At 48.0% G+C, this 13,194-nt stretch carries 8 protein-coding genes; 5 read left to right on the top strand and 3 right to left on the bottom strand.

The genetic code is table 11. The features are described from left to right. Positions 1 to 189 precede the first annotated feature (189 nt). The 4 genes from cra to LGV68_RS12050 all read left to right on the top strand — a co-directional run bounded on the left by cra (position 190) and on the right by LGV68_RS12050 (position 7,748). On the top strand, positions 190 to 1,173 hold the full coding sequence (cra, locus tag LGV68_RS12065) for a catabolite repressor/activator (protein ID WP_024375459.1): 984 nt from the start codon (positions 190 to 192) through the stop codon (positions 1,171 to 1,173). A gap of 181 nt (positions 1,174 to 1,354) precedes the next feature. Further along, a complete protein-coding gene (locus tag LGV68_RS12060; RefSeq protein ID WP_252535277.1) occupies positions 1,355 to 2,497 on the top strand; it encodes an exonuclease SbcCD subunit D in 1,143 nt (380 codons plus the stop codon). A 3-nt stretch (positions 2,498 to 2,500) separates the two neighbouring features. Beyond that, complete coding sequence (locus LGV68_RS12055) at positions 2,501 to 5,542, top strand: SMC family ATPase (RefSeq protein ID WP_252535275.1); 3,042 nt, start codon at positions 2,501 to 2,503, stop codon at positions 5,540 to 5,542. A 157-nt stretch (positions 5,543 to 5,699) separates the two neighbouring features. Then, positions 5,700 to 7,748 (top strand): hybrid sensor histidine kinase/response regulator, encoded by a 2,049-nt coding sequence (locus tag LGV68_RS12050; protein WP_252535273.1) that lies wholly within the window; start codon positions 5,700 to 5,702, stop codon positions 7,746 to 7,748. 35 nt (positions 7,749 to 7,783) lie between these two features. On the opposite strand, the gene cqsA is transcribed toward LGV68_RS12050, so the two are convergent. The 3 genes from cqsA to clcA form a co-directional block, all read right to left on the bottom strand. Continuing rightward, positions 7,784 to 8,965: an alpha-hydroxyketone-type quorum-sensing autoinducer synthase gene (gene cqsA, locus LGV68_RS12045; RefSeq protein WP_233976640.1), complete on the bottom strand. Its 1,182-nt coding sequence runs from the start codon at positions 8,963 to 8,965 to the stop codon at positions 7,784 to 7,786. Between the two features lie 218 nt (positions 8,966 to 9,183). Continuing rightward, entirely contained in the window at positions 9,184 to 10,140 is a 957-nt protein-coding gene (locus LGV68_RS12040; RefSeq protein ID WP_038157684.1) for a TDT family transporter, read from the bottom strand. Between the two features lie 164 nt (positions 10,141 to 10,304). Then, positions 10,305 to 11,702, bottom strand: a complete 1,398-nt coding sequence (gene clcA, locus LGV68_RS12035; RefSeq protein ID WP_020328471.1) for a H(+)/Cl(-) exchange transporter ClcA — start codon at positions 11,700 to 11,702, stop codon at positions 10,305 to 10,307. 460 nt (positions 11,703 to 12,162) lie between these two features. Here clcA and LGV68_RS12030 point away from each other — a divergent pair, with 460 nt between their 5' ends. Further along, positions 12,163 to 13,152, top strand: a complete 990-nt coding sequence (locus tag LGV68_RS12030; RefSeq protein WP_172571334.1) for a GTP-binding protein — start codon at positions 12,163 to 12,165, stop codon at positions 13,150 to 13,152. Positions 13,153 to 13,194 lie beyond the last annotated feature (42 nt).

The raw sequence follows: 13,194 nt of genomic DNA, 5'->3' as shown, positions 1-13,194 counted from the left end.
GAAATCATTTGCTGTTATATGTTTAGTTTAAAAAAGCGCTAAGCTCCAAAAACTCGACATCGCTATCAATTTGAGATTTTGCTGAATCCTTTCAGCTTCAATACTGAATCGATTCAGCGTATAATTCAACATCATCAAGGATCGAAAGGTTATTTCTATGATCCGACGCACAGAACACGAGTAGTGGATATGACACTAGATGAAATCGCCAAATTGGCGGGTGTTTCCAAGACAACCGCAAGTTATGTGATCAATGGAAAGGCACATAAGTATCGGATCAGTGAGAAGACACAACAAAAAGTGATGGCGGTAGTCGAAGCTCACAACTACCGACCAGACCACGCCGCATCGGCGTTGCGGGCTGGTAACAGTCGTTCATTCGGCCTGATTATTCCTGATCTGGAAAACACCAGTTATGCCAGGCTCGCAAAACTGTTGGAGCAAAATTCAAGGCAGGCTGGATATCAGATTCTGATTGCCTGCTCAGACGATGATCCGGAAACCGAAATGAGTGTGGCGGATGCGCTGGTTTCGCGCCGCATTGACGCACTGTTTGTCGCCAGCACCATGCCAAATGCCAGCGAGTTTTACCTCAAAATGCAAAACTCTGGTACGCCAGTAATCGCGATTGACCGTCCGTTGGACGACGAATACTTTGCCTGTGTAATCAGCGAAGATTTTGGCGCGGCCTTTGAACTCACCAGTTCAGTATTGGGCAACGCAGTTAAAACGGTGGGTTTGGTTGGCGCGCTGCCTGAACTGAACATTTCGCAGGAGCGTCAACAAGGTTTCGAATCTGCGCTCAAACTCAATCACATCCAAGCCAAAGTGGGTTATGGCGAACACTTTAACCGCCATGAAGGCCGCCGGGTGTTTGAACAATGGGTCGCTGCCGGAGACGTCCCGGATGCCGTTGTCGCAACGTCATATACGCTGCTGGAAGGGATTTTGGATGTGCTCTTGGCGCACCCGGATTTAATGCAAACCATTCGTCTGGCAACGTTCGGTGATAATCGTTTGCTGGATTTCTTGCCGATAAAAGTGAATTCTTTGCCACAGCAATTTGAAGTGATCGCCGATAGTGCGCTGGCTCTCGCGCTCAATGCTTCTGCGAAACGTTATCAGGCCGGGGTCGAATTGGTTCCGCGTCGTTTGAAAGTACGAACTCGTTAAATCGACAATATTCGAAGGAGAATGAATAATCATTCATTCTGTCTTAGCGTCGATCTCTGTCGCACCTAGTGCCGCAGGGATCGATCTATGTTCAATCTTTTCCTTTCATTCATCGCAATTCCATTTAAAACGAGTATCATAAGCACAAATTACTCATAGATATTCGTTCAACAGGCTAGGAATGAAGTTTCTGCACACCTCTGATTGGCACTTAGGTCGCCAGTTTCACAATGTGTCCCTTCTGGAAGATCAACGTTACGTCCTTAAACAACTGATTGATTATTTGAAAAATAACGCTGTCGATGCCGTTATCGTCGCTGGGGATGTTTACGATCGTTCCGTTCCGCCAACCGTGGCGATTGAGTTGCTTGATGAAGTGGTAAGCTCGATTTGCACGGACCTCAATATCTCGATGATTATGATTCCCGGTAATCATGATGGCGCCAGGCGTCTCGGTTTTGCCGCGAAACAAATGAAAGGCGCAGGATTACATATCATCAGCGATTTTGAGCAGATGATGACACCTGTGGTACTGAAATCTGAGCTGGCTGGCGACGTTGCTTTCTATGGGATGCCTTACAACGACCCGGAACAAGTTCGCCATCACTACCAAAACAGCGTCACTACTCACGATGAAGCGCACCAGTTTCTGTGTGAATGTATTAAAGCGCAACGTGATACGTCACAACGTCACGTATTGATCAGTCATTGCTTTGTCGATGGAGCGATGGAATCGGATTCAGAGCGTCCTCTGTCGATTGGTGGTTCAGATCGTGTTAACCACGAACACTTTGCTGATTTCGATTATGTGGCACTGGGCCATCTTCATCAGCCGCAAAAAAAGGGTGAAGAACACATTCGTTACTCCGGCTCACTGATGAAATACAGTTTCTCAGAGCAGCATCAGAAAAAAGGAATGACGCTGGTCGAGCTGAATGATGCAGGCTTTGTTGCCGCAGAGCACATTCCACTGAGCGCACCTCATGACATGCGTATTATTGAAGGTGAGTTGGATCAACTGCTTGAACAAGGCAAAACCGATCCGAGTGCTCACGACTATCTTTTGGTGCGCCTGCATGACAAACACGCCATTCTCGATCCAATGGAAAAGTTACGTAAGGTCTATCCGAACGTTTTGCACCTCGAAAAGCCCGGCATGCTGATTGGCGTCGACCAGGATATGGGGCGCGCGCGTCTGGCCCGTGGTGAAATGGATATGTTCCGTGACTTTTTCCTTGAGGCGAAGCAAGAGCCGCTGTCCGAACAACAAGAGTCGGCGATGGCCGAAGTCATCCAGTCACTCAAACAAGCGGAGCAACACTGATTTATGCGTCCGATTAAACTGACTCTACAAGCCTTTGGTCCATTTGCGTCCCAAGAAGTGGTGGATTTTACCGAACTCGGTCATGCGCCACTGTTCTTAATTAATGGTCCGACGGGAGCGGGGAAAAGCTCGATTCTTGATGCGATCTGTTATGCGATGTATGGCGAAACGACGGGCAGTGAACGCACGGGCGATCAGATGCGCTGTGATTACGCCGAAGAAGGTTTGCTGACTGAAATCCAGTTCATGTTTGAACTGAATGGCCGGGTGTTCAACGTGACCCGCAGCCCGGATCAGGAAGTACCGAAAAAACGGGGTGAAGGCACGACCAAGAAATCGCATAGCGCGACACTGTGTGAAATCGTCGAAGGCGAGGAAAAACTGCTGGCGAACCGCCCAAGTCCGGTCGCCAAAGCGATGGTTGACTTGATTGGCTTGGATGTAAAACAGTTCCGCCAAGTGATGGTGATACCGCAGGGGAAATTCCGTGAGCTGTTGATCGCCAGCTCGAAGGAGCGTGAACAGATTTTCGGCCAGCTATTTCAAACGCATATCTATACCCAGATTGAACGTACGCTGTTTGAACGCGCTGCAGGGATTCGTAAAGAAAAAGACGAATTTGATAACCAGATTAAAGGTGCGCTGGATGTGGTGTCGGTGAGCTCTGAAGAGGAGTTGAAAGACGAGAAAAGCAAGCTGGCGCCCGTTTTGAAAGAGGCGGAAATATCGTATCAAGCGGCACAAACGTCGCTGGATACGGTGAAACAGCAACACGGCGCAGCGATAGAGCTGCAACAGAAGTTTGCGCAAAAAGAAGCATTGGACAAAGAGTTGCAGCTTGAGGTGGCCAAGCAGAGTGAAATGGACGTTGTCCGCGCTCGCAAGCAGCAAGCATTGCAGGCCGCTCGTCTGGACTCTCCGTTCAACGAAATGAACGCGGCGGAAAAGCAACTTAACCAAGCTCAAAGTGCGGTGGTTGCCAGAACAGATGCCGTGGCGCTTGCAACAAAGCAAGTCACGGAAGCGGATACGGTGTATCAGGCGGCGATAAGCAATTGTAGCCAGCTTGAGTCTTTAACCGCCCAACTTCATCAGTTGGAAGCAACAGGTAAGAAGTTTGCGGCACTGGATGAACAGCAAAAACAACTGGCGGCGGCGTCACAATTGTTTACCAGCGCTAAACACGCTTTTCAGCAAGCTGAGTCGGCACTGCAAACACTGGACCAACAAATTCAGGTGAAACGCAAAGAGAAAGAGGCGGCTCAGCTGCAACTGGCTACTTTGGATAGCCAACGTTCGAGCCTGAATATCATCAGTGAACATATTGAGCGACGCACACGTCTGCAACAACTGACACAACAGCTGCACGACAAGGCGCAACTGCATCAGCAAGCGGAGCAGGCTTATAAGGAAGCGCAAGAAAAGACGCGTCTGGCGAAGCAAAGGGCTGATCAACTCGAATACGTCTGGCATACCAACCAAGCGGCGGAGTTGGCCAAGCTGTTACAGGAAGGTGATGCCTGCCCGGTGTGCGGGAGTCATTCGCACCCTCAATTAGCGCAGTTCTCTGGTGACGTTGTCACGAAAGAACAAGTTCAGCAGGCGCGTGATCACCAGCAAACAGCGGCGAACACTGAGACACAAGCACTCAAGCGTCATGAAGCTCTAACAGCAGAGCATCAGCATCTCAAGCAGGATGTTGAGTTGCTTGAAACCGCGATTAAAGAAAAACGCATTCCCGAGTTAGCTGAATTACATGCGAAGCAAACACAACTGACCACTGAAATTGCCCGCTTACAGGCGCTCAATCCGGCTCAGCTTGAACAGCAATTGCAGCAATTGGAATTTAGCTTCAACGCCGCCAAGCAAACGCTGGACAATCAACTGGCCGCGCGTCAAACCGCAGAAATCGCTGTGGCGGAAGCGCAAACACGCGTCAATGATCTGCAACGCGATATTACCTCTGAATTTACTCATGTGGACGAAGTGCGTCAGCGTTACAGTCAGGTACAGAAACAGATTAAAGCGCTGACGGAAGCGGAGCAGCAAGCAAGGGCTGCTCTGAACGCTGCTCAAAATCAGCTGTCGTCCGCGCAAGCTGCACTGGCCAGTGCTCAGGAGCAACATACGTCATGGAGTCGTGAAGTGAAACGCGCACAGCAGCAGTGGCAACAGGCGTTGGCGGAAACGCCGTTTGCTGATCGCGAAGCGTATCTGGCCGCCAAGCTGGATGATCAGGCATTAGCTGCGTTAGATGAACAACTTCGTCGTTTTGATGAAGGACTGGCTACGCTTAAAGGTAAGTTGGAAAGCCTGGTTCAATCTCTGGCGGATAAAACTCTGCCACAGATGGAAAACTTAGAATCGGCACTGGCGGAACGTCAGTCTGCTGTCACCGCGGCCTTCAACGTACTTGCCGTGCACCGTTCACGCATGGACAGCTTGGTTCAGGTGGAACAAAAACTGGCTCGTCTGTACGAAAAAAATGCGGAACTGGATAAAGCGTATCAGGTCTATGGAACATTAAGCGACATCGCCAACGGTCGTACCGGGGCTAAAGTGAGCTTACACCGCTTTGTGTTGGGCGTGCTGCTGGATGATGTTCTGATTCAGGCATCACAACGCCTGCAAATGATGAGTAAAGGGCGTTACTTACTCAAACGTAAAGAAGAGCGGGCGAAGGGTAACGCGGGATCTGGTTTGGATCTGATGGTTGAAGATGGCTACACCGGCAAGTGGCGCGATGTCGCGACGCTATCGGGTGGTGAGTCGTTTATGGCAGCGCTGTCTCTCGCGCTGGGCTTATCGGATGTCGTTCAGTCATACAGCGGGGGTATTAGGCTAGATACCCTGTTTATTGATGAAGGTTTTGGCAGTTTGGATCCTGAATCGTTAGATTTGGCGATTCAAACCCTCATCGACTTGCAACAAGGGGGAAGAACCATCGGGATCATCTCTCACGTTACAGAACTGAAAGAACAAATTTCATTGCGGTTGGACGTTGAAACCAGCGGCCGTGGCAGTTCGATTAAGTTAGTCGCATAACTGGTTGTAGTAGGCATCCGGTTTCATTTGTGCTACGTGTTATTAGTAGTGCATTATGGAAGCCGTCGCTGCTTGTTGAACAGGTCGCTGCTTGTTGAACAGCAGATAAAATAGTAACTCGTCTAATAATGATTAAATCAGAGTTTGGTAAGAGCACATGGAAGTAGTAAAGAAAATTTACCAGTATGCTGAGCCTAACCTCACCCTCGTGGGGTGGATGGGCTTTATTGGTTTTCCACTCTACTACTATATTTGGCAGTACGTCTTTCCACAGCCATACGAATCGTTGCTGCTACGCAGCTTTTGTTCGTGTTTGTTCGGTGGCATCGCGTTTCGTAATTCCGTGCCCAAATTGTGGCAGCGGTATCTGCCGTATTATTACCTGTTTATGATAGGTTTCTGCCTGCCATTCTTCTTCGCTTATATGATGCTGATGAATGACTGGTCGACCGTATGGGCGATGTCTTTTATGGCATCAATATTCCTGCACATTCTGCTGGTGCATGAGACCAAAGTTATGCTGCTCCAGGCCGCGATATCCATATTGGCAGCCTACGGTGCGGTGTATTGGATTCAGCACTATGAGCCGCAACAGTATATTTTGTGGCCGTACGTACCGATTTTCCTATTCACCTATGTGTTTGGTAACCTGTTTTATTTCAGGAACCAGAGCTCTCACGAATCAAAAGTCTCCATTGCCAAATCGTTCGGTGCGGGCATCGCGCATGAAATGCGTAACCCGCTGAGTGCATTGAAGTCATCGGTTGATGTATTGCGCTCCATTCTTCCGGCTCAAAACAACATCTCACGTGGCGCGCATATTGATGAGCAAGATCTGACGTTGCTGCATGAGATTCTCGATAATGCCGACGACGTTATTCACACCGGTAATGAAACCATCGATCTGTTACTGACCTCAATCGATGAGAACCGAGTATCGCGTTCCACGTTCAGGAAGCAGTCGGCGCGCGAAGTCGTTGACTACGCGTTACATTCGTTCTCCTATAAGCGTGCGATTGATCGTCAATCGGTGACTTTAGTGGTCGAGGACGACTTCGACTATTTCGGTAGTGATACGCTGTTGAAATTCGCACTGTATAACTTGCTGAAAAACGCCTTCTATTATCAGAACAGCGAGCAGTTCCATATTGATGTCACCCTGAAAACCCAGGGCAATCAGAACCTCATCGTGGTCAAAGATAATGGCGTAGGCATTGCGCCGGATCGCATCGACGATATTTTTAAAGATTTTTATACCTTCGGTAAAAATGGCAGCTACGGACTTGGATTACCCTTCTGCCGCAAAGTGATGAAATCTTTTGGCGGTAACATTGCGTGTGCGTCGGTGCTGGGGGAATGGACCGAATTTACTCTGAGTTTCCCTCTGTATGAGTCTCAGGAAGTCTCACACATCAAACTGGATCTGATGAAAAATAAATCCGTTCTGTATATTGGAACACAAGGATTAATGAGTCGCCATTTAAGTGAGACATCGTTTTATCAGGGATTCCGTCTGCACCTTGTGACGTTGCAGGAAGCTCTGGTACGCGAAGAGTATGAATTCGAATATGATGCCATTGTGCTGGATATCGAACAGGTTGAAGATCACTGGCAATCGGTGGTCGAACTGGAAAGTAAACTACACTTTACTGAAGCGCAAATTGTCTACCTGTTTGATAAACAGCGGGAATATCCGATCAATATTGAGCGCCATTTACGCGTAACGCCGCTGGACATTCGTCAGATGTTACGGGATACGGACAAAGAACTGGACAAGCTGTTCTTTGATGTCGCGGAACTGGTGCAGGATCGCAACGTGATTCCGCAGAAGAAACAGACGTATGAACGCCGTATTCTGGTAGTGGATGATAACCAGTCGTTGCGTACCTTCACCGCGTTGATGCTAGAAAAGCAGGGTTATGAAGTGGTACAGGCAAATGATGGTCAACAGGCGTTGGATGCGGTCGAGAGCAGCGATTTCGATTTGATCCTGATGGATATCGAAATGCCGTTTATCGATGGCATAGAAGCAACACGGGTTATTCGTGATTCGGACAAGCCGTACCGCCACATTCCTATTGTCGGGCATACGGGCGATAACAGCCCGATGACGATCGAAAAAATTCATAAATCGGGCATGAACGACTACATCGTTAAACCCGCTGATAAAGACAAACTACTTGGTAAACTGGCAAACTGGATCTAGCTCTGAACGGAGGTCCAGAGCTAGGTCTCCCGTGGTTATTTAAAGTAAAGGTCGCTTCTGTTTACCGCATTTTGGCAGACCGATAAAATACGGTCGATCTGTTCAGCAGTGACAGAACTGGTTAATGACAAGCGAATAATATTCTTAGTTTTCGCTGTGGCTGGTCGGCAAAATACTGCGCCAAAAATACCGTTATCTTCTAAATAATCGCGGACTTTTTCTGTATTTCTTTCATCTCCAGTTTCTAACGCTATTATTTGCGATTGACTGCGAATATTAATACCAAGTCTATTTAATCCCGTAGACAATATATGTGTATTATGAAATAAACGCTCACGTCGTTCATCGGCGGATTTAATCACATCCAGCGTTGCTTCGAGAGCTGCAATTTCATAAGGCAAAATTGTTGAGCTGAATATCGCCGGATAACCCACGAATGGAACGCACTGATTGACGTTATTATTTGCCCAGATAACTCCCGCCCGATAAGCAAACGTTTTCGCCAGGCTCGCAGTCATAAAATCCACTTGATCAGATAAACCTAACTCTGCCAGTAAACCTGCGCCATTCTTACCGTGGGTGCCAAGAGAGTGCGATTCATCAACGAGAATAGCGCTGCCGGTCTCTTTAGCGATCGCGACTAATTCAGCTAACGGCGCAATGGTGCCAATGGTGCTGTAGATTGAATCGACGACGATAATTCCCGGGCCATGGCGTTTTATCTGCTTAAGTAAATGGTCGCAGTTGTTGTGCATAAACGGATGAATAGTGGCATTCGCGTAACGAGCGCCTTCCCACATAGACATATGAGCAAAGAAGTCGATATAGACATTACTTCCTGGCGCGCAGATGGTTTGCAGCAAAGCGGTATTGGCATTCCAGCCCGATTGCGACAGCAGGCAGGAATCAAAGTGAGCGAACTCTGCCAGTTGATGTTCCAGGCTTGGTTTCGACTCATCATCCTGTAGGAAAATCGCCGACATAAAGACGCTGTCATGAGTATCGTCGATGGCCTTTTTCAAACGCGCACGAATCAACGGATGGTTAGCCAGACTGAGGTAATCGTTGCTTTGTAAAACAATATCGCCTTGTGAAGGGCGTTTACCTAATACCAGATGTTTACCGTTGTTATTACTTTGAATTAAATCGCGAACGAAGAAATTTAAACGGTCCTGAATAAACTCAGGTAACCGATTATTTTTGGCATCAGTTTTCATGGTGAAAATATCCTTCTAATTAAAATTTAATGCCAGCTGACAAAGGATATATGGATGATGTTGAGTAAAAATGCATTCGCCAAATTTGAATATTTTGGAAGCAACAGCAAACTGAGTTATATTGAGTTTGCTATTCCGCCATAAACATTACACTCGGCGAGTGCGATACAAATAAACGCGTGCAACGCGTAATATTAAATAAATCTAAAGATTCAATATTATTGAGCTTTTGGGAATATCTCAGGCCAGTACATTTTGACGTACCCGTAAGACACCCAGATGACTAATCCGGTTGCGACACTTAATTCGAACAAACCGAAACTGTGCAGCCAGTGCCAATGTGGGAACTGATCCTGAAAGAAGCTGGTCAGGCGATGCATGGCAATTGCACTGATTACGGAAGGGAACGTCACCGCTGCAATAGATGGCTGGAACTTTAATCGCAGCAGGCGGATATAGCAGAGATAAATCAGCAGCGTCATGGTAATGGCAATGCCAGCCAGCGCGCCGGTCAGGATTGGGTCAGGGTGTGGGAAATTCACCAGATAGCTGGCAAGGGTGAGGTTAATCGGGGCGGCCATAATGGCCAAGGTCGGTCGGGCTCGTCTTGGTAGCATACCTTCAAAGACCAAGCGGTACAGCACCAGCGGTAACATGAAGAAATAGATACCGATGCATACGGTAACCAAGGTTTCTGAAAACAGCGTGTGGCCAAACTGAGTGCCAGCCAGTGAACTACTGATCAAACCGACGGGGTAGAGAAACCAGCTCGGTACAATGTTCGACATTTTAAAATCGAGCAATTGAAAGCTGAAGAACAGCATCATCATGGTGAAGTGCAGCAAAAGGGCTATGGCCCAAATCGGATACGCAATGGTGGGGGAGATGACAGCCAGATAGTCACACAGGATGAGCAACGCCATACTCATCGGCGCCATCAGGCTTCCCGACAACGGATGACGGATATCGTTGATAAAGGTGGAATAACTGGTGAGGTAACGTGCGAGTACCGGAAGCAGCAAAATAGCGCCAGCGATGACTAAGTAAGGACGAAGGGCTAAACCGATTTCCGGAACATAGAGTGCCCAAGCCTGACCAAGGCCAATCACACCCAATGCCAGTGCTGCCTGCGAAGGCGGAACACTTTGTACCTGAATCAGTCTTTTCCAGTTCAACACCAAACTCCCTTTTATCGACGTTTAACGGCACCGAACAGGGCGAGAATGTGTTAAAAAACAATCGCCGCGTACTCAATGTTAAGTGCGCGGCGATTCTATCAAGAATTGGATAAATTTGTGTAACAATTCTGCGTGTTACAGTCACAAAATGGTAAACAAAACTACTCCTGCTGCGGCAGATCCTGTTGACGAAGTTTTTCGTTTTTCAGCGTTCGATGCAGCAACTGACTGTAGATCGGCTGACCGCCAAACATCTGCGCAAACACCACGGCGCCGAGGCTGGTGATGATCAGTGGCAGAATGAGGTAATAGTTGTTGGTCATTTCAATGACCAGCAGAATGCCTGTAATTGGAGCCCGTACCGTGGCCGCAAATAATGCCCCCATGCCTGCAATCGCAAACATGCCAGGTTCGATATCCATTTCTGGCAGCAGGCTTTTCGCGATGAGGCCAAATGCGTAACCAAACAGAGTACCCAGTGCCAGCATCGGTGCAAAAATACCGCCAGGGGCTCCCGAGCCAAAACAGAGCAGCGTGGTCAGCACGCGGCCGACAAACAGCAACAGCAAAATGTTAGCGCTGTATCCACCATTGGTGATGGTTGGAATTAACGAAATACCGCCACCAGTCAGCTCAGGAATGTAGAGCAGGGTTAAACCAAAACAGCCACCCAGCAAAGAACCAGTGATCAGATAACGTTTACGATCATTGCGATGGATCTTAACGAAAATATCTTGGGCTACGGTGACCAAATGATTGAACAGGACGCCGAACACGCCAAACAGCATACCCAGCAATAAGAACAGTCCCAGTGTTGGCAGGCTTGGTGCCTGATACTGCGGCATCGTAATCACCGCTTCCTGGCTGTTAACCATACGGAAAACAATATTGGCAGCAACCGATGAGATAATAACAGCGCGCACAGAAATTAGGGTGTAGCGAAATTGGGGGCGCATCTCCTCGATCACAAACATGATTCCGGCTAACGGAGCGTTAAAGGCCGCGGACAAACCGCCTGCAGCACCGGAGGCAAGAAGTGAATGTCGGGTGTCATCATTTTTGATGCGGAAGATGTCCGTCACCATTCGGCCGATGGCACCGCCCATTTGAACGGTGGGGCCTTCACGACCAAGCACCATACCCGAACCCAGCGCGCCCATACCACCGAAGAATTTTACTGGCAGCACTCGCCACCAACGAACCGGGCGCATGCCATCCATCGCGCCTTCAATCTCAGGAATACCTGAACCGGCTGCTTCAGGGGCAAACCGATGGACAAGAAAATAGCCGATAAAGGCGAGGGCTGCACTGATAATAAATGCCGCTAACCACAAAGGTAACATGCTGCCGATTTCACTTTTCAGCCACTCAGTGCGGGTTTCTGAAACCAGACGCACCGCGTGTTCGAAATAAGTGCCCACAAGGCCGGCCAGAATGCCAACAATAAGGGACAGAAGCAGAACGGAAACCGGGGTTTTATCTTTGGAGAGAAATTGGTTGATGGCGTCTTTGGGAACTTTGGCAAGTAAACTGTGTTTAAATTTCTCTCTCTTAGACATTTAAAAAGGGCCTCAAGTGTTGATATACGGGGGATGGCCTAGAATTATACCCTGCACATCATCCAACTATAGCTTCAAAGTTGCAATATTGAATTTCACATATGATTGATTTATGGAATGTTCTGGCGAATTCGGGATCGGCGTTAAAAACTTACTATCAAAACTTGTTTTCTGAGCAAAATGAACCATAGTTAAGTTGTAAGGCAGATTTGAACATTTCTTATGGAGGATATGAGGGCCTTACAGACAATTTGGATGGATTCAAACATATTTCAAATCAAATACCCTCGTACATGGTCGGATTGCATCTATAGACATTCCGACTCGCAGACTCACGATTGAGTTACGAGGAACGAGGCGCGCTCTGGGTAGTGCGCCTTTTGCTGTTAATGCCCCTTGAAATTCCGGGGTGTACTCTAGTACGTTTTCCTCGGTATACTCCTGCAAAAGGAGTGACTCAATGACAACTAAAGTTCCTACCAATATCATTACGGGCTTCCTCGGCGTGGGTAAAACCACAACGATTCTCAATCTTCTCAAGAATAAACCGCAGCATGAAAAATGGGCGGTACTGGTCAATGAATTCGGCGAAATCGGTATCGATGGCGCGATGATGTCGGAGCAAGGTGCGTTGATTAAAGAAGTACCTGGCGGCTGCATGTGTTGTACCGCTGGTGTACCAATGTCGGTTGGCATCAATGCATTGTTGCGTCAAAAGCCGGATCGTTTAGTCATTGAACCGACCGGCCTTGGTCATCCAAAGCAGGTCATTGCTACACTGACTTCTGTTCAGTATCAAGATCACGTCGATTTAAAAGCCACCATCGCGCTGGTTGACCCACGTAATCTGCGTGATGAGAAATACACCACCAATCAGAACTTCAATGACCAATTAGCCAGTGCTGATGTGATCATCGGGAATAAAGTGGATGAGTGTACTGCTGACGATATCGATGCATTTAACGACTGGGTGACGGATCAAACGCCTGCCAAAGTGTTTCACAAGTTGGTGTCTCAAGGTCATCTGCCGTTGGAAGTGCTGGATATTGAACGTTTGGAAAACGGCGCATCACATCATGTTGAAGAACATCACCATCATCATGCGGCCATGGAACCCCAATTCCAGCTCGATCCAAAACAACCGTTCCTGCGTCGTGAAAACAAAGGTCAGGGCTACTTCAGTTGTGGTTGGTTGTTTGGTGCGGAATACCGATTCCCATTTGATGGTTTGTTCTCACTATTCAGCGAATTAACGGCAGAACGCGTCAAAGCTGTGGTGAATACGGAACGCGGCTGTTATGCCTTTAATGTGGCCAATGGCGTAGTTTCCGTGAATGAAATGAGCCTGGAAGGTTTTGAATCCCGCATCGAAGTCATTGATTCGCAACTGATGCCGTGGGCTCAGTTGGAAGATATTCTGCTGCAGCTTGCTGGTATCGAAAAGCCGTAAATAAAAATCAGGTAACAAAAAGGGCGATATCACATCGCCCTT

Source organism: Vibrio sp. LQ2 (genome assembly GCF_023920125.1).
GTDB lineage: Bacteria > Pseudomonadota > Gammaproteobacteria > Enterobacterales > Vibrionaceae > Vibrio > Vibrio fluvialis.
Note: the sequence above shows the minus strand (reverse complement) of the source record. Positions and strands in the feature narration are given on the sequence as shown.